The 19,145-nt window shown below is 47.7% G+C and carries 9 protein-coding genes; 3 read left to right on the top strand and 6 right to left on the bottom strand.

Annotation, left to right across the window (positions count from 1 at the left end; translation table 11 throughout):
- Positions 1-536: 536 nt before the first annotated feature.
- The 3 genes from D568_RS0106230 to D568_RS0106220 form a co-directional block, all read right to left on the bottom strand.
- Positions 537-3,089, bottom strand: coding sequence for a carbohydrate-binding protein (locus D568_RS0106230; RefSeq protein WP_051084020.1), 2,553 nt, complete (start codon positions 3,087-3,089; stop codon positions 537-539).
- A 180-nt stretch (positions 3,090-3,269) separates the two neighbouring features.
- Positions 3,270-5,843, bottom strand: a complete 2,574-nt coding sequence (locus D568_RS0106225) for a carbohydrate-binding protein (RefSeq protein WP_020208724.1) — start codon at positions 5,841-5,843, stop codon at positions 3,270-3,272.
- Between the two features lie 84 nt (positions 5,844-5,927).
- Positions 5,928-8,333, bottom strand: a complete 2,406-nt coding sequence (locus D568_RS0106220; RefSeq protein WP_020208723.1) for a TonB-dependent receptor — start codon at positions 8,331-8,333, stop codon at positions 5,928-5,930.
- Between the two features lie 489 nt (positions 8,334-8,822).
- On the opposite strand from D568_RS0106220, the gene D568_RS0106215 reads away from it, so the two are divergent.
- The gene (locus D568_RS0106215; protein WP_245551610.1) at positions 8,823-9,992 is read left to right on the top strand and encodes a helix-turn-helix domain-containing protein; all 1,170 of its coding nucleotides are present in this window, start codon (positions 8,823-8,825) and stop codon (positions 9,990-9,992) included.
- A 71-nt stretch (positions 9,993-10,063) separates the two neighbouring features.
- Here D568_RS0106215 and D568_RS0106210 read toward each other — a convergent pair whose 3' ends face one another.
- Entirely contained in the window at positions 10,064-10,891 is an 828-nt protein-coding gene (locus D568_RS0106210; RefSeq protein WP_157497720.1) for a polysaccharide deacetylase family protein, read from the bottom strand.
- A gap of 211 nt (positions 10,892-11,102) precedes the next feature.
- On the opposite strand from D568_RS0106210, the gene D568_RS19455 reads away from it, so the two are divergent.
- Complete coding sequence (locus D568_RS19455; protein WP_157497718.1) at positions 11,103-12,509, top strand: hypothetical protein; 1,407 nt, start codon at positions 11,103-11,105, stop codon at positions 12,507-12,509.
- A 498-nt stretch (positions 12,510-13,007) separates the two neighbouring features.
- Here the strand turns inward: D568_RS19455 and D568_RS0106195 are convergent, their stop codons facing one another.
- Complete coding sequence (locus D568_RS0106195) at positions 13,008-15,920, bottom strand: TonB-dependent receptor (RefSeq protein ID WP_157497716.1); 2,913 nt, start codon at positions 15,918-15,920, stop codon at positions 13,008-13,010.
- A 589-nt stretch (positions 15,921-16,509) separates the two neighbouring features.
- Between D568_RS0106195 and D568_RS0106180 the strand changes: the two genes are divergently transcribed.
- Positions 16,510-17,775 carry a lactonase family protein gene (locus D568_RS0106180; RefSeq protein ID WP_157497714.1) on the top strand — a complete coding sequence of 422 codons (1,266 nt, stop codon included), beginning with the start codon at positions 16,510-16,512 and terminating at the stop codon, positions 17,773-17,775.
- 60 nt (positions 17,776-17,835) lie between these two features.
- Here the strand turns inward: D568_RS0106180 and uxuA are convergent, their stop codons facing one another.
- Positions 17,836-19,017, bottom strand: a complete 1,182-nt coding sequence (gene uxuA / locus D568_RS0106175; RefSeq protein ID WP_020208714.1) for a mannonate dehydratase — start codon at positions 19,015-19,017, stop codon at positions 17,836-17,838.
- Between the last annotated feature and the right edge of the window lie 128 nt (positions 19,018-19,145).

Below are 19,145 nucleotides of genomic sequence, written 5' to 3'. Positions count from 1 at the left end.
TTGGTAATTATTACCCCGGCAATTGTGATTGTCGGGGTAATAGCGACTCAAAATTCGTCGGCGGCGAGCACGAAACCTGTAAAACCAAAATAGTTCGAAAATCCCGCCGAGGTTGCAGGACGACGATTAGGATTGCTCAAGACGAATATCATAATTACCTGGTTATTCGAGATCACTGCAAATATTATTCTATCAGGTAAGCATTCAATCGACCGACGCGGTCCTGATTCACCTCAGCTTCAATCTCCTCTTCGACAAGCTCATCCGCGCCTAGTACCCAGGATCACTTCAAGAAAACGATCAGGGTATTTGCGCGTAATATGGAATCTATACCATCTGGAAACTTTTCCTTTGTAAACCACAATGGGTAGTCACGGTTTCCTAGAGGACTACTGAAAAACCAATGCATGCTATTTATGAAAGGGCTGCGAAAGGCTTAAAAAAAGGGCTAATTGCCTAAAAGACAAAAGCCCAAGCCTGACACTACGTAGCGGGATAGTAAAACTTAGCCCTATCCCGAGGAGAGCATTGTCAATTTAGTTCACTAGTTCAATACGCCACTGTTGACGTTTTGACTGTGTAGCACTCGCCGTACGAATATCGGCGCCGTTGTTTGCACTGTCTTCTGCCACCTCAAGAGCATCTCCCGACATCGTCAAAATGGTAAAGTAACCACCCGGCTGCTCATCAATAAACCAACGCTGATTACTGATGTTCTGACAAGTCCATTGATGAACATTGTCGCTGCCCGCATCGGCATCCAGACACGAACCGCTATTGATGCTGATTAATTCGTAGCTACCATCGCCCACCGGTTCCGCCATCCACTGCTGGTTTAGGCCACCGGAATAATCCCATTGCTGAACATTCGCCCCATCGCTGGAAGATACGCCGGCTACATCCAAGACTTTGCCGCTAGACTCATTGGTAATGATATAGGTGCCGGCCTGAAGACCTTCTGTTGGTGGTGCGGAGACCTGCTCGGAAAAATCCACCCAGTTGAGATTGAAACCACCGTTTACGAAGTTAAACTTTACTTCGTGAGTGCCCGCATCCAAGGTCACCGGCACCGATAACGACTGCCAATTCTGCCAACCTCCCGTGGCCGGAATGTCGTAGCCGCCGATGTTGTTACCATTTACCTCGATATTCATACGACCGCCACCATTCTGACTGGCCACCCTGGCGGTAACAAGGAAGTCGGTACGCTCGGCCACACTAAGCCGATATTCTGCCCAATCACCTGCGTCAATCCAGCCAATGTTAGTACCGCCACCAGTATCACTTGTGGTTTCTGTTAGAACACCGAGCATATCGCAATAGTTTTCTGCTTCTACTTTAGCGGGCAAGCCCTGCACAGCGTTCTCGCAAGGGTCCACAGGGTCGGGCATCGAGGCGCCAGACTCAAAGGAAACCCAATTTAAGTTAAAGCCTCCGGTAATAAAATCCAGCCTCAGGCGATGAGAGCCCGCATCCAGTGAAACTTCGCGTGCTACTGTCTGGTAGGTTTGCCAACCTCCCGTTACCGGCGTGCTGACAGTGGCGATTGGTGCACCGCCGACTTTAACCTCTATTTGACCGGAGGTAGCTTCGCCCGCAACGCGTAGTTTCAGTGTGTAGGTACCGTCACTCGGCACAATAATGTTGTATTCGCCCCAGTCACCGGGGCTGATAAAACCCACATTTTGTCCGCCATCGACGTCTCCTGTGGTTTCGGTTCTAAGTCCCGAGCTATCGCAAAACGACTCGGCTTCGACTCTTGCGGGGATAGAGTTCTGTTCGGCCTCGGAACAATCCGGCTGGACCATTTGCTCAGAGGGCGCAATCGCATCATAAAACCCCTGATGCCAGGTATGACTGGAATGGCCATTGCGAACATTATTCTGAGCAAAGTCAATCATCTCATCGTAAAGGTGCGTCGGAGGAGTTCCGCCATTGTTGATGAAGGCTTTAACTTGGTTGTAAGCGTTATTTGGAGGTATCGTCCACAGGGTTTTGTCGTGGGACATCTTTTTAAAAGACCAGGGAAAGTAGCCCGAAAGCTCCTGTTTTGCCCAGTCAGTGATCGCGGCCAGATTGCCCGGATCAGTTTCACCGTACTCACCAATAATAAGCGGGATATTCAAATTATTGGTAATATCTTCACGTCCGCGGGTCGTTGAGACCGGCCCATAGTGATGAATTTGATAAACCAGTTTTTGATCCCACTGCTCACTAACGCCAGTTTCGGCCTGGACCTGTGGATCACTCCAATCAATCTTGGTCAGATCAGATCCCCACCAGGAGCCTTCGGCCACAATAATATGGTTATTGTCCACCTCGCGAATGGCATCACGCATGGTAATTAGCGAACCCAGCAATTCAAATTCACGCCCGGGCTGGGGCACCGGTTCGTTAATTAAATCATATCCCCATATTACCGGTTCATTTTTGTAGCGATCGGCAATGTGGCGCCATACAGCGCTGGCAACAGCCACATTATTCCCATCCCAGAATTTCACAGTAGCGCGAGGCTGACTAGCATTGGAGTCCACGTTATCGGCATGGTCTCCAGGGTTTTGATACCCCGGCGCTGCATGCATATCGAGCAATACATACATGTCGTGATTCCGACAAGCCTCTATGATCTGATCAAAGTATTGGAAGCCCTTGTTGCTTAAGCTACCGTTTTCCCAAAACATATTATAGTGGAAGGGCACACGAACAGAATTGAAGCCGAGTGCTTTGAGATCCGCAATTGCTTTGTCGTCAACATAATTCAAGCGCCATTGATGTTCAAACTCTTCGGCCTTATCCATACCACCGAAGGCCTGTGAAAGAGAGTTCAAGAACTGTGAATGGGTTCGATAGTTGAAATCACCCATCATCAGATAGCCTTCCCACAACAACCAATTACCCAGGTTGATACCACTTAGATAAAGATCATTACCATCCTCATCAACAATCTTTGTCCCTTCGGTGGAAACATATTGGGCATGACTTTCGGCGCCCATAAAGAGTCCACTTAGCAAAGCGGCCAGAAAAGTCCACTTCCTAGCTTTGATTCGAAGGTTAGGTACAACTTGACGAATATTCGTTTTAGATTTCATATCTAGCCTCATTTTTCATTATTTATATACCGAAGCGAAAGTAAGCCATGGATACTGAAAACATCATTGATCCGCTATTGTGCAGTTTTTACTGCGCTTAACCTGTCAATTTTGCTTCTCAGACCAATACTTATGACACGGAGATCACCACGCCGCCCTAGCGGCGACGTGGTTTACTCGTTAGGGATTTTTTATTTCAAACCAGTTCAAGTTCCACTGGTTGTCAATTGAGCGTAAACGCAGGGTTGAACGACCTTCGGGCAAGTCTACATCGAAGCTCAAGGTCTGGTACGACTGCCACCCCCCAGTGTTAGGAACAGTCACCGTGGTTAACACCTGATCGCCCACAAGTACTTCGTACTGAACATCACCCACCTGGCTTGCCAAGCGGAAGTCCATTACGTAGGGACCTGCGGCGGTGACGTTGATGTCGTAATCCACCCAATAGCCACTCTCGAAGCTACCGATATTAAAGCCGCCACCTTCATCACCCGCAGTTTCCGTTTGCACTCCGGGGTGCGCGGCCGAATAACTTTCAGCTTCAATTTTGGTCGGTACGGTGTAGAAGGTTTCCCCACTGGCCATAATGTCACTGGCGTAGCCTTCATCCGTATCATTGTAAGCGGCTACATAGTAGTAATAAGTGGTGTCGGCGCTTACGGTATCGTCGTTGTAGCGGTTTGCTTCAACCGACGCGATTTCTTCGAACCCGGAGCGAGGCGCCAAAGAGCGATACACCTTGTACCCTACGACTTCGCCATCGGCACTATCCCAGCTAAGCGCAACATTGGTGTCGCTGACATCCAGTGTGAGATTGCTGGCTTTACCTGGAATATTAGTGAAAATTGTCGCCGGCTGGTCCGAGGTCATCGACTCTCTGACCCAGTGATTCACCACATAGTCCATTTCATCAATCGCAAAGAAGCTGAAATAATCTTCGATTTCCTCAATAGACGATGAGTTGACGTCAACACTGGGGATAGCACGCCCGGTCACATCCACCCACTCTTGAGGCATATCGGGCACCAGATAAATCTCGGCCCAGGTATCGCTGCTGCCCAGATCGGTGAATTTTCCAGACAAGGTGTAGGACTCGCCACCTTCCACTTCAACGGCCTGATAAATGAGTGCATGACTGCCCGCCGGGGAGGTCACCCGCAGGGCTTCACCAGTATCGCTGCCGGCAAATTCACCGGGTGCGTATCCAAAATCGTAATCGCGCGGATCACCCCACAGGGAAACTTCCGTCCAGCTAGATTCGGAGCCAGAACCAAATTCACCATTAACAACAATATTGGTGCCGTCTGAGTCTCTACTGAGTTGAACACTGTCGTAAACCACATCCACACCATTAAAACCACCGGTTTTAATGACTAGATACATGGTTTTCGTTCCTTCGCCTTCGTATGGCGTTGTGCTGCTGGCGGGTACATCACATGCGTTAGCAAAGGTGGACTCCCATCCGGCGCAGCCCCAAGTTTGCGCCTTGGTAATCAACTGATCGCCGTTGTTGGTTACATAGCCCCAGGTACCATTGCCCAAACCACCGGCCGCGGTCGCGACTTTATAGGACCAGGCCGTGCCGGCCCAATTCAAATCGTTATAGGTATCAAAGGTGGCGCGGGTAATTTCACCGCCCATTTCGCCCAAGCCGTTCCAGGGCTGCATTTCACCCACCAACATAGGGGTATAGACTTTGCGGGCCCGGTTTGCCCAGTCGCACACACCGGAGTCGCCGTTTTCGCCACAGGTTAACCAGTCGCGGTGTACGTTGTAACCTATCTCACCCCAACCAAACAGGCCCGGGTAAAAGTGTGGCTCAAAAGCGACGTTTTCCATGCCGTAATCCAGCGGGTCACCGTAGGCGGAAATACCGTCGGCGTTATGAGCCGCCAGAATGACAACATGCTCTTCATCGTGGACGCGCACTTCGTTATACAGCTCAACAAGAAAATCACGCAAGGTTGCCGAGTCTGTCCCCCAGGGCTCATTTAACAAGCCGTAACCGGCCACGGCCGACTCACCCTTGTAGCGCTTGGCAATCTCACCCCATAACCACTTGGTACGCTCTTGGTAAGATTCGTTACTCCACAGTTCGTTTTGCCCCTCACAGCCTGTATGCTGCTCGACGCCCTGGCCACCTACCGCGCCATGCAGATCCAGCACTACATAGATTTCGCGTTTTTTAGCTTCAGCAATCGCCCAATCCAAATACTCCCAGGCATCGTCTTTCAACGTCATTGGAGCATCGTCATTCTCGATTAAGCTGTAGGGAAACGGAATGCGCACAACGTTGAACCCGGCCTCAGCAATGACATCCCAATCCGCTTCGGTAAACCAGCTGTCGCGATGAAGCTTGATTAAACGATCTTTCTCCGCCTCGCCGAACCGCTCGGTTAATTTGTCCTCTAGCGAGCACTGATCCGGAATGTTCTCACCCAAGGGGTCATCCCCATTGTCGAACATCCAAAGCTCCATGCTGAGCCAGTTACCAATATTGATACCGCGCAAAGAGACTTTTTGCTCCGACTCATTCACCCACATTGTGCCATCGGCTTTCAGTGCAGTGTAATTCTCGCTGCCCGCTTCAGGCGATTCCACTGCAGGAGGGACAGGTGTTACCGTTACCGGCCCCGAGCTACTGCCACCACAGGCACTCAGCCCCAGCACAGCGGTTAGCACAACCGTGCTCAAGGCCATTGGGCTGGCATAGAAGTTTCGTTCTTTAGTTGCGCCATAGATTGAAGTTTTCATTATCTTATACCTTCTATCATTCACATCTTTATCGTTTGATCTGTTGCCACGCATACGGCGTGGCAACAGCGGCGATGTTATTAATTAAAAGTTTGCATTCACTCTTACGCCATAGGTGCGCGGCGGCGCATAGCGTCCGGGGAAACCGGCAGCAGTGTTGTTATCCACAGAGGCGCTGGATTTGGTCATCTCGTCAGTGGCGTTATTGACAAAGAAATCCACCGACCACTGCTCGCCTGGATCAAGCGTTACCCCGAAATTCACTTTGGTGTAGGCATCCTGTCCCGCCGGGTTACCCCAGTAAAAGCCAGTTTGTTCTTCATCATCAATAATGTTATTGATCGGTGCACCATTTTCGTTCTGATCGCGGAAGAACACATCGTCCACATAACGCACATTAATGCGCGGGGTAATCAAACCGATGCCGGTTTCAAAGTCCCAGCGCAGCGTCGTATTGAGGTTGAACTCGGGGGACTGAGGTAACTTATTGCCTGCCAAATCATAGAAACCGGTAGGCTCACCATCAGGACCAATAATAGGAGTCAAGTTAGTGCCGAAACCTGCACCATCGACCACATAATCGGTGTACTCGGCATTCAGATAACCACCGCCGATATCCAATTGACCACCGCTGCCTATCATCCAGGTCAGTTCCGCTTCAACCCCTGAGATCTCAGCGCCGGCCACGTTTGAGTTAACAATCTGGTTCAGGTCTTCATCGAAGCCAGAGCGAATCAGATCGTCATACTCCATAAAGAAAGCGGCGGTGTTCAAACGGAAAGTGCCAGTCTGGTATTTGTAACCCACCTCATAGCTGGTGCTGTTCTCAGGGTTGGTCGATTGCCCCCCATCCTGAATCACGCCGGCTCGATAACCAGTACTCACGCTGGCGTACACCATGGAGTCCTGCCACTCGTAACTGGCCCGGGCCAAGTACGTCAGCTGATCATCCTCACTCTCAACATCGTTACGCAAGGTGGCGGCACACTGCCCACGGGTGCGCTCACGCCCCGTGTAATCGTCCAAACCGTCGGCACCCTCTTCCCCTGTAACGTTGTTGAGAAAGTCCTCAAAAACAGAAAGATTCTCGCCGCCCAGCGTGGGACGAATAAATTCGTTCTCGCAATCCTGAATATTGCGACCGCCCCGGTCATACTTTAGATCGTCGGTATAGCGAAGACCGCCGGTCAGTGACAATCGATCGGTAAGATGCCAGGTCGCCTGAGCATAGGCGGCAGCCGATTCGGTACCGCGCGCGGGCTGGATAAAGGTGTTACCCCCTTGTAACCAACTGCCCTGACCATCGAAGTCAAAGCGAATGGCCGTCTCTTCTTCAAAGTAATAGGCACCCACTACCCAGTCGAGGACCTCACCAGCGGTATTTTGCAACTTGATTTCGTGGCTTGCGGCGGTGGAATCTTGGTATTCGGTGCGTCCCTCCTGGAAGCGCGAAGTAATACCCCCATCCTGGTCCACAACCTGTTCGCGGTGTAGGTCGCTAAAACCGGCAATATATTGAAGGTTTAGGTTGTCACTGATATCAAAGTTCACCGTAGAGCGCCAGACATCGCTTTGCAGCTCTAATGACACGGGGGAGTCAATGAACGAGTCAAAGTTGTCCTGCTCGACCAGCACCGGGTTCAATAGGATGCCGTTATTGCCATTATCGGTAAAAGTCTCGTAAGAGAGGGTCCAGGACAGACTATCCGTGGCATCCCACAAGCCGGTAATACGCGCCGAGCGCACATCGGTATTGTTCAGGTTCAATCCCACATTGGCAGTACGCCCCGTCGACAGGCCCGAAAAGTTATGCTCGGTGCCGCGCGGATCTTCACTGATGGCATTGACCCAGCCGTCATCTTGGTCGGAATAACCGGCCACTCGGAAGGACAAATTGTCCAGCACTGGTAAGGTGACAGCGCCCGAAACCTGTTGACGATTGAAGCTGCCGTAAGTTGTCTGAAAATTCCCTTCAAACTCCTGCCCAGGCTTCACAGTCTGCAGCAACAAAGCGCCACCTGTGTTGTTGCGACCAAACAAGGTCCCTTGCGGGCCCCGCAGTACCTGGACGTTCTCCAGATCGTACATAAGGGCCAAAGCGCCCTGAGCGCGTGCGGCATATACACCATCCACATACACACCCACGCCTTGGTCACCAGTTTCAGTGGGGTTATTGGTACCGACGCCACGGATGAAAATCTTGATATCCGACTGCTCTTCTTGGCCGGTAACCATCAGGTTAGGGACAAAACCGTTCATATCAGTGACATCTAGTATGTCATTCTCAACCAGAGCTTTCTGCGTTAACGCGGTGACGGCAATAGGCGTACTTTGCAAATCGGCAGGGCGACGCTCAGCGGTTACTACCACCTCTTCCAGCATCCCCATTTGAGCTGACTGCGCCGCGTCATCTTGGGCATAACTTTGAGCGGCATGACCTGCCGCGGCAATCATGCCAACAGCCAAGGCTAAAGGATTCTTAAAATACATAGCTTTTTATTCCTCTCGATTCTGGTGATTATTCTTATTTGGCTTCCCTTTGGCTCAACTGCTGGTTGCTACCAACACCAGAGCGACCAAGAAGCGCTTGTTTCTCGACCAGCCATTACCGTAATTAACGGTGAGCGACTCGATACGAATGACCGGTTAGACATTAAATTAAATCCAATCCGACAAGACGTCGTTCGGGTAATGTAAATAATGAGTTCGGATAGAGAACTTACTGGTCCGGAGGGTATTAGTATGGGTTTACACCGAGTTCGGATTAACCTGAACCCCTTGCCATGACTGGTTTTGGTAGGTTAAAGTCTGAGTCTTTCCAATTCCAAAACAATAGCGCAGCCTGACGTTAATTTATTATTCTTGACGCTTAATCTAGCCCCCTGCCGATGCCAGCCCCTTAGGGGTTAACGCTTCGTGGGCATAATAATCAGAAATCAATGGCCCATGGATACAGTGCTTTTCAACTTTCACGACTTAGTGTTAATTTTAACGGCATTCGAGTGTTTACTGTTTGCTCTCCTGCTAAGCGTCACCAATCAAAAGAGAGTTCTTAGCACTGCATTTTTTGTCGGTTTTTTAATCTGCCATATTTTTATCCCCATACATGAACTTACTTTTTGGGGCAAACAATTCAGAATATGGCTGTTGGACATATCACCCAACCTATTCTTTTTGGGCAGTTACGCCTATTTTTTAGACGGGCCTCTTCTGTACCTTTTTGTCAGATCGTTACTGTACAAAGACTTTAAGCTGCGGCGCGTACACCTGCTTCACGCCCTGCCGGTCGCACTTTATTTCTTTCACATGCTGATATCGTTTTACCTGCAAAGTTACGAGCGCCGTGAGATGCTGGTTGAAACACAGCATATTGCGTACTCAGCGCCCTATTTGTACTTTGATGCTGCCGGACGTTTCCTTCGCGTTATTTACGCACTGCTGTGCCTCAAGCTGGTTTTCACTTACGGAGAACAGCTTAAAAACGTGTTTGCCAATCTGAATAAGCGCGATCTCGCCTGGCTAAAAGTTATGCTAGTGAGCTTTTTGGGGCTTTTTTCCTGGGACGCGGTCTTACTAACACTCAAGCTATACGGCTATGCCACAGATAATTTCGACCTAGATCTGCTCAATATCGTGGGTTTATCCGGCTACTACTTAACCTTTTTTATGCTTAATCTGCTGATAGGGTTGAAGTTCACGCTCTTTACTTCTGTAGCGGCGATCAACGAATCTTCGCACCCGCCACCAAATCCCGAAAGTCTTCCAGTCGAAAATAAAGCATATATTGAAGATATCAAAGCAAGCATGGTTCGAACGAAAGTTTACACTCAACCGGACATCACGATTGATCAATTGGCGACCACCTTAAAGCTTCCGACTAAGCGCTTGTCTCAAATCATAAAAGAAGATTTTCGCGCCAACTTCTACGAATTTATTAACAGTTACCGCATTGAAGACGCAAAGCAGCAATTACGGGACCCAGCCTGCGCCAACAAAACCATTACAGAAATATATTACGAAGTCGGCTTTAATAGTAAGTCGGTATTTAACACCTTTTTCAAACGCAAGGAAGGCTGCACTCCGAGCCAGTATCGCAGTAAAAACTCTTCTTCAAACAACCCGCCGGAAGCTGATAAAAGCATCTTATAAACAGGCGTTGAAACACTTATCCGCCGAAAGTTCGAGAGACTCATTAGCTTTATCGCAGCGAGTAAAGGGTTTCATCCTTTCCGTATGCGATAATATTCTGACGGCAACACAAAGCAAGCCTTATGGCGTTTTAAATAGCCGATAACTTTTTCGAACTGTGCAAAGCTTTCTTTATCCCACATATCCGGATGTCCCTGTAACACCAAATAGGGATGGATGCTGCTCGCATAGGCGGTTAAAAAACTAGTATATGAGACCCGACCTATGGGGTCTTCCAGATGATTGCTCGGGCCTCGCTTCAGGCATAGCCCGGAGAAGCTCTCATCTTGGCAATACAGCCATACCTTGAGCGATGGATGTTGGTGCAAAACTTTCACAAAGGTCTCATCGGACTTATTATAAGGAGTCCCCACTGTCAAAAACTCTATACCCAGTACGTCTCGGGCGTACACAATGCCCTTTTGCAGGTGGTCGTACTGGTACTCGTAGGGCGTACCGGCAAACTCCCCCAGGTTATCCTTTTTGGGAAGCAAATTTCTTCGCTTATGATCCCAACCGTGATGCCACACCTCAAATCGCTCATCTTTATGAAGCGACATTAGTTCTGTATTAAACGGGGCAGCGCCTTTTGTTACCTCTTCTACGATAAGCCCCATGCTAGATTTGATATTTAGTTCTTTGACCTTACTGATGTAAGCGAGCCAGCTTTGTGAAAGATTGTTATTTTCTTTCACACGCAAATCATCCATCTTCAAAATAATATACTTACCCTCACAAGATGAACTAGCCGCAACATCCGAAACCTCAAAACTTTTGGGTGGCGCAGCGAATATCGTCTCCGCAGAGATAAGTAATTGAGACCCCAAAAAGAGCCAACTTATCAATCGTTTTCCAGTCATGCGCATCTCATCCAGTAATATCAAACTCGTCATGTAAGGCTATGAAGGGTGAATTGTCTGTATTACACCACCCAAGACTACGCCTCCGTCGACCTTAAACATTGTCCACCCCATAATCAGGCCTTACCACTTGACATTTTTGCCAGCCATGTATGATATTACAAGATTATTGCCGAGCAAGCGAAAAATCACATAACAATGAGGCTGATCTATGAAACTTGCCCACCTATCGATTCTTTTAGTTATCGGCGGCTCAATGGTCGGCTGTGGGGGCGGTTCGAGTTCTTCCTCTACCATCTCGAGTAACGCGACGAACAGCATTTCTAGCGAAAGCTCAAGCAGTTATAGCTCCAGCCCTTCATCAAATGGCCTAGCTAGTTCGCGAATACGGCTGGGTTATTTCATCGACAGTTCTGTGGCTAATCTTCGTTATCAAACCGATACAATGAGTGGCTACACAGACGCTCACGGTCAATACCAATATTTGAGTGGGGAGCAGGTGATTTTTTCTGTGGGGGATATGAAGTTTCCTCCCATTCCTGCCCAACCTACCGTTACTCCATTAACGTTAGCCGGAAGCGATGTCCCACAGAACAACGTGGTCACCAACATTGTACGGTTACTGCTATCGCTTGACCTAGACCGGGACCCGACTAATGGTATTTCTATTTCAGACATGGCTCACGAAGCCGGCACTCCTATTGACTTCTCCCTCGACGCAGAAGCCTTTGCGCAGTCGTCAGCAGTAATCAACCTCCTCAGCAATGCTTCTGGCACTGGCAGCATAGAGTTAGTATCACCCGAACACGCAAGCAACCATTTACAAGACGTTTTAAACACCCAGGTCAATCACCGTGTTGAGGTTTCGGCTGACGGTCTTGGCGACACCTACGAACTGTTTAATCAAGTATTCGGAGGTACCGCAGTGGAAAGCCCAGTTTGCGATCCTTCGACCGACAGCTTTGGCCGTCGTATTACCGAGATAAAAGACGATACTCTGCAAAGTTACGTATTCGCTTTCCACTTATTGCGCGACACAGACGGCGACCGCTGTATAAATTCCATTTCCGACCGCCAACGCATAGAGGTTAAAACCTATTCCGCATCACCCGATGACCGAGTAGCCACCGAAGGTGAAATACACACCTATCGCTGGAAATTTAAGCTCGATAAGCGCTTTCAAGCGTCATCATCATTTACCCATATTTTCCAGATTAAAGCCGCCGGTGGCGATGATAGTATGCCCCTAGTCACTTTTACCCCGCGCGCAGGAAGCCCCGACAAATTGCAGATTTTACACGCTCCCACTTCTACTGCCGGGGCCAGCGAAGTCGCTAGCGCTAATCTATCTAACTTTACCGGGGAGTGGATAGAAGCTTTTGTGCGCACTCACAACGCTGACAGCGGAAGTCTGGAAGTAACCCTGAGGCGGCTAGACGACGATGAGATTCTGCTGGATTGGAGCAATAATGATATTGATATGTGGCGAGAAGACGCGAGTATAAATCGTCCCAAATGGGGTCTTTATCGCAGCCTTAATCAGGTTGACGACTTGCGGGATGAAACCATACTGTTCAACGATTTTTGTATCGCGGAGGATACCAATACCTGCCCTTAAAGAAGATTTCAGAAAGGACAAACTTATGCAGATTAGCGTGGGGAACCTATTTCATCGCTAAGCTGCATAAGTATGACTATTTGACTAGATCACTAGTTTTAGCAACCTAACATCATAATTAGAGAAAACCCCAATCACCTATTGCTTAACTTAGCAATACCGCATTTTATCCGAACTAATAATAATTCTGAAAACCATCAGATCACTCATCGCCCTACTCTTTATCGCGCCTAACGATCTACGTTAATAGGCATAAGTCTGACTCAGAATTCATATCCCCACTGAACTCCTTAACTAGCGAGAATATAGAAATTTTTTCTCTATATAAAAACTAAAGATATTTAAAGTATCATAGGATAAGTAATCCTACTTACTTCGAAATGGAAGCCCACGCAACGTGAAATAAAAAACCAGATGGCCGAGACCACCTGGTTCTTCGCAACGATAATCAAGCACTTATAAGGCGTGACACTTAACGCCTGTGCGTGGCATTAATCACTACATTTTATACCTTACCCCCAAAAAGTACTTGGTACCACTATACTCGATTCGGGTAAAGGCGTCTTGCGCTACGCGATACTCTACATAGGGTTCGTTAGTTAAGTTAAGCGCTTGCATTTTCACCTGAAGATTCTTAGTAAGGTTATAGGCCAACGATAAATCTACAGAGCTAGTATCGTCCACAAACCGGTTAGTTTGGCCAAAGTCACTACCAAAAGGCTTCAAATAATCTGATCGATACTTGTATGACAAGCGCGTGGTGAACCCATAATTCTCCCAATAGATCTCGGCGTTATAGCTTTTCTTAGAGAAACCGGGAAGATTAGCAGGGTCAACAACCACATCGTCCGTTATCTCAGAGCCATTCTCCTGATACTCAAAATCTGTATCGGCTATATTGATGCCACCCATAATACCCAGCCCATCTAGTGGTTCAGGCAAATGGGTAAAGCCATGCTGCAAACTAAGCTCAACCCCACTAATGCTGGACGATTCTGAGGTGTTCTCAATTAAGCCATCAACATCCATTGTGTAGTCTTCACCATCGATATTAAATGCTTCTTGAACACTAGAGGGATCCGCTACTTGTAGGCCAGCTTCGAACTCCTTGTAATACAGAGCAGCCGATAACATAGTATCTTCACGAGGGAACCAAGAAACCGACAAATCGTAATTCACCGATTCGGTTGCTTCCATATTTGGGTTGCCTTGAGCTGTGGCAGTACCAGCGGCAATAGCGTCTTCAACACTTGAGAACTCTTCTTCGCCATCACCTAGATCCAGATCGCGACCGGCACCCATCCACCACATATCAGGGCGCGAAATAGCCGAGTAAATGGCTGCGCGAAGCTGCACGTCTTCAGTTAAACCAAAGTTAACATTGACGCTTGGCAGTACATTTACATAGCTATTATCAAAATTTTCTTCACTCAAAGTATCGGGAACTGGCTCTAAATAAAAGCTATCATCTTCTGGGTTATCGGGGGTGCCCGCATTGTTCTCGACAACACTATAATCTTGTCGATAACCGATTGACTCGATACTAGTTTCAACAACTCGAACACCAATATTACCGGTGACATCGACATTACCAAGCTCGGTGGCAAAGTTAACCTTCGCGAAAATAGCGCTAATATCTTCAGTCAAGTTAATATCAGCCGCGCTTGGGTCTTGAGGTGATAATGCCCAGTCCTCAGTACCCCACATGCTGTCAAAAGCACACATGGTATCGAAGGTTGCCCATTCGCTAAAACTGGAATTGGCGTCTTCTCCATAGCCGTGTTGTGGGTAATCAGTGGCGCAATTCTGTTCAATGGTGGATACATCCGCAAAGTTCGTATCGGTATACTGGGCGCGATCCTCTGCATAGTTATGATGTTCGTGGCTCGAGAAGCGCGCACCGGCTTCTAATGAGGTAAAGAAACTACCTTCCAGATCATAGACTGCATCCACGGCAAGGGCGCTGATAGTGTCGTTAACCTCAAGCTCACCATAGCGTGCTCGTTGATTAGCGTCATACAAGCTGTAGTCATTCAACAGGCTGTAGTCGACACTTGATCCGGTCGGATCATCAAGATCTTCATAAAGCGATATTGAGGGGAAGTTATCGCTGCCCTGGTTTTCATAGTCGTACCAAAGCCTATCGGAGCGGAATCGAGCCTGCCAGGTTTCTTGATAGCGTGTGGTATCAGAGTAAGAAATATCAGCTGTTAAAACTAAGCGATCGGTGGCACTCCAGGCAAAGTTCAGGCCGCCGCCCATATAGTCTTCGTCACGCTCGCGATACTCACCATAAGTGCCAATCCGGGTATGGCCGGTATAAGAAATCAAGGCATGTTCGTCGTTTGTTTCCCACTGACCGATATTGTTGCGACCATCATCAAAGTATAAATCATGGCGGTCTTCATAATAGAAACGATTAGACCATTGCGCATCAGCCGTGATACTCCAATCTTCATTGGGCTCCCACTGTACGGTCGTCATCACCGCATCACGGGTTTCTTCAGATTCCATCTGACGGAAGTAGAAAAGATTGGGAACAAAATAATAATCGCCATCGGCTGCCGCGCCGCCGTTAGCCGCGGCGTTGTCATCGCTCCAGCTACACGCGTTCCAGCCACCAGACTGACCATCATTGATGTAATCTGAGTTACAGTTGCGCAGGGTAGAACTCGCATTGAAGCTTTCTTCTGGAGTAGAAGAGTCGTGACCCGCGTAACCAATAGCAAAGCCAATATCGCCTATGCCTGTCTCAAAGATATCCGTATAGGAGATCGATCCGCGATACCCCAAGCCATCATCACCATTCAACTTGGCGTCATAGTCGTTGTAGTTGCCTTTAATCTCAGCCTGAAAACGGCGCTTGCCATAATCCAGCGGGCGTATACTCTCCAGATCGATCAGACCCGCTACACCACCTTCGACTAAATCGGCTGACTGCGATTTATAAACTACCGCACCGTTTACGAGCTCAGAGGGAAATTGTGAAAAGGCTATTGAACGGTTACCACTACCGGAGGAAACCTCTCGGCCGTTATAGGTGGAGTAACCAAGGAAGGGGCCAAGACCACGAACGGATATTTCACTAGCATTGCCTTTAAAGCGGTCACCGGTCACACCCACAATACGCTCAAGCGTTTCGGCAACAGATAAGTCTGGAAGGGCACCCATGTCCGAGGCGGAAATCACATCGACGATTGTTTCGGCATCGCGCTTAATCTCAATCGAATTACGCATAGTATCGCGCAACGAGCCGGTAACAATAACTTCCTCTAGCAACATCGAATCATCGTCATTTTGCGCAAAGGCGATAGCTGATGGAAACACACTCGCTGCAATTGCAGTTGCTAGGATCTTGCGGGTATAACGCACTGATTTTTTTGCCATCTGTGGCTGTCTCGGGGAGCTCATACTTTCTCCTACATCTTATACATTATATTTAGTGATTCGCTGCTGAAAGCACCTGGGCACCCAGCAGAAGTTAAAACTTGCTTTAGCGCATATAGAGTATGAACCAAGCCAGCCTTATGGTAAAGTGGCATTACCAGTTTGACCGATTACAATTTGAAGGTTTTAAAAAAATCAAGAGGGCATTATTTAAGGAATAGATATAAATCCATAATAAACTTTATAATATCAGCAACTTACATGAGGCACTGGTGCACCAGGGCTGGCCTTATCATGGACACTCTCTATTAGAAGAAACAGTAACAATTGAAAAATTAAATAAAGAACTGGCCAAACTTTCTTACGCAGACCACAAAATCGGTAATGGAAAACTTAGTCTTTTTACCCTCAGGTTCTTCGAATTCCAGATTTCGAAGCATTTGTTGTTGCCGCTTTGTCGTGGCGATAGCGCTGAGCTTCAGCTACGCCAATAGAACCTCTGTCAAACTCGCCCTGCTTAAGTGCGACATAGACTTTATGAATTTATCCGAGCCTATTGTGTATCGCATTCAGGGGCGTATTTTTCTCGTTCGGATAATATAGAACATCAACTATGATTATGGCATCTTGTTTCTACGAGGCTCTTCAGTCACTTACATCAATTTTCTGGTTTGTACACAAGCGTGTCATAACAACCATTTTTTTAGGACGAAATATGCTTCACCTTCTTTCAAGAATGAACAACAAACCGCTAAAAAAAATGTCATTCGGCTCGTTTTTGGTTTCTCTATTTTTGAATCACGCTGCGCTAGCAGACCAAGACGTTTATTTTGGTACAGGCAATGAATATGGCGATGGCATCTATCACGCTATATTTGATGAATCAAATGGAACACTTTCAACCGCCAAGCGGGTAGCTGATATCAATGCCCCAGGCTTCCTAGCTAAACACCCCACCTTGGATATTATTTACGCCGTCGCTAAGATCGACGAAACTCCAGTTGTCGCAGCTTATAAAAAAAACATCGATGGGTCTTTAACTTTTATTAACAGTGTTGAGATTGGTGACGGATCGGGTACTCACATTGCCGTACACCCATCGGGAAAATTTGTCGCAACTGTACAATATGGTGGTGGTTCTGTGGCTATATTTCTATTGCAGAATAATGGCGCCCTCGCCTCTCGCACTCAACTAATAGAACACGAGGGCGGAAGTCAAGTATATGAAGATCGACAAGACAGCCCACATCCGCACTGGGTTGGTTTTTCTCCCGATGGAAAATATGCGCTTGTACCCGATTTGGGTCTTGATGCTGTCTTAATATATAAAGTATCAGAAGGTAAGCAGGTTCTAACTTACCACTCTAGAGCTATAACTGTAGAGGGGGGCGGGCCAAGACATATGCGCTTTTCAATCGATGGCGACTATATTTATCTTTTGAATGAACTTGAGTTAAGTATTTCAACGTTTAAATATGATGCTACTAAAGGAAAAGCTGAGCTAGTGTCCGTAACGCCTACATTATCAAAGCAAAAAAAACTGCAAGAGGCGTTTAATTCTGCCTCTGAAATTTTAGTTCACCCCAATGGCAAATTTGTTTACTCGGGGAATCGAGGACACGACTCGGTAAGCGTTTTCACTATCAAGGAGGGCGCCACACCAGAGCTGCTAGAAACAGAACACGTACGTGGCGCCTACCCGCGTAACATTAATATTGACCTATCGGGAAAATGGTTGCTTGCCGCAGGGCAACATTCCAACACGGTATCGGTATTTTCGATTGATCAGGACCTGGGGTTGTTACAGTACCAAACAAATAAAACAATAAACTTACCGGAACCTATATGTATTTTATTTGACGACCGACAACTACTCTAGAGAAACTTTCAAAAAAGGCCGGCGGCGTAGCCGCCGGCATGTCAATACAGACAAGGAGGTTTAGGGATTCAATTGACTTACAGCGTGAATAACACCGCGCAGTTCGGCCAGGCCACGCATTCGGCCATTGTAGGAGTAACCTGGTTTAACACCTTCGGCTTTTTCTTCATCGGCCATTAAGTGACCGTGATCGGGCCGCATTGGAATAGAAATCATGCTTTCGCCATTCTGTTTACGGCGGCGCTCTTCTTTAAGCAAGGCATTGATAAGCCCCACCATATCGTTATCGCCATCCAAGTGATCCGACTCAAAGAAAGAACCATCTTCTTCACGTTTTACGTTACGCAGGTGAACGAAATAGATTCGCGAACCAAACTCTTCTGCCATAGCCACTAAGTCATTATCGCAGCGAGCGCCATAAGACCCTGCACACAAAGTAAGACCATTCGCTGGACTATTGACAGTAGTCAATATTTTTCGGGCGTCGTCTGCGGTAGAGACCACTCGCGGCAAACCGAATAATGAGAACGGCGGATCATCGGGATGAATACACAACTTCACGCCAGCTTGCTCTGCAACGGGTACCACTTCCCTCAGAAACTCCATAAGGTTATGACGTAAACCTTCGGTGCCCAGGGCTATGAATTGCTCAATAGCAAGCTTGATTGACTCTCGCGTGTAAGACCCCTCTCCTCCAGGCAAGCCAGCAATAATATTTTTCTCTAACAAAAGCTGCTCTTGCTCGCTCATAGCCTCGAATCGGGCTTTAGCTTTCTCAAGAACCGCTTGAGTGTAATCGGACTCTGCATTTTCGCGTTTAAGTATATAAACGTCGTAGGCTGCAAAATCGGTAATCTCAAATCGCAGAGCTTGGCTACTGTTAGGTAAACGATAACTGAGATTCGTTCGAGTCCAATCCACTACCGGCATGAAGTTATAGCACACCGCAGGAATACCAGCCTTACCGACACTTTTAATAGATTCTTTGTAGTTTTCTATCAATTGCTGGTAATTGCCGCTGCGAGTTTTAATGTCATTGTGCAGTGGAATGCTTTCTACCACATTCCACTCCAAACCCGCTGCCTGAATTAGCTCATTGCGCGCTTTAACCTCTTCCTCAGGCCAAACCTCACCTGTGGGTATTTCATGCATAGAGGTAACAATGTGTGTTGCCCCGGCTTGCTTAATCTTTGCTAGCGATATGGAATCACTTGGCCCAAACCATCTCCAAGACTCTTGCATTTTTACATTCCTAACTTAATTCGCGGCGGCGACTTATAGATCGCCCTAACTGGTATTACCAGTTTACCACTTATAGGGGGGTTTTGCGATAACTAAATATAGTCGCCTATTATTTTTACAGCTTAATG

Origin of the sequence: Gilvimarinus chinensis DSM 19667 (assembly GCF_000377745.1) — a bacterium.
In the GTDB taxonomy this organism is placed as follows: Bacteria; Pseudomonadota; Gammaproteobacteria; order Pseudomonadales; family Cellvibrionaceae; genus Gilvimarinus; species Gilvimarinus chinensis.
The sequence above is the reverse complement of the archived record's forward strand: the minus strand, read 5'-3'. Positions and strand labels throughout refer to the sequence as shown.

What these genes read in the sequence shown, in the direction of transcription:
- D568_RS0106230 (WP_051084020.1), bottom strand. Translation starts at nt 3,089, where the DNA reads ATGAAATCTAAAACGAATATTCGTCAAGTTGTACCTAACCTTCGAATC.
- D568_RS0106225 (WP_020208724.1), bottom strand. Translation starts at nt 5,843, where the DNA reads ATGAAAACTTCAATCTATGGCGCAACTAAAGAACGAAACTTCTATGCC.
- D568_RS0106220 (WP_020208723.1), bottom strand. Translation starts at nt 8,333, where the DNA reads ATGTATTTTAAGAATCCTTTAGCCTTGGCTGTTGGCATGATTGCCGCG.
- D568_RS0106210 (WP_157497720.1), bottom strand. Translation starts at nt 10,891, where the DNA reads ATGACTGGAAAACGATTGATAAGTTGGCTCTTTTTGGGGTCTCAATTA.
- D568_RS19455 (WP_157497718.1), top strand. Translation starts at nt 11,103, where the DNA reads ATGAAACTTGCCCACCTATCGATTCTTTTAGTTATCGGCGGCTCAATG.
- D568_RS0106195 (WP_157497716.1), bottom strand. Translation starts at nt 15,920, where the DNA reads ATGAGCTCCCCGAGACAGCCACAGATGGCAAAAAAATCAGTGCGTTAT.
- D568_RS0106180 (WP_157497714.1), top strand. Translation starts at nt 16,510, where the DNA reads ATGATTATGGCATCTTGTTTCTACGAGGCTCTTCAGTCACTTACATCA.
- uxuA (WP_020208714.1), bottom strand. Translation starts at nt 19,017, where the DNA reads ATGCAAGAGTCTTGGAGATGGTTTGGGCCAAGTGATTCCATATCGCTA.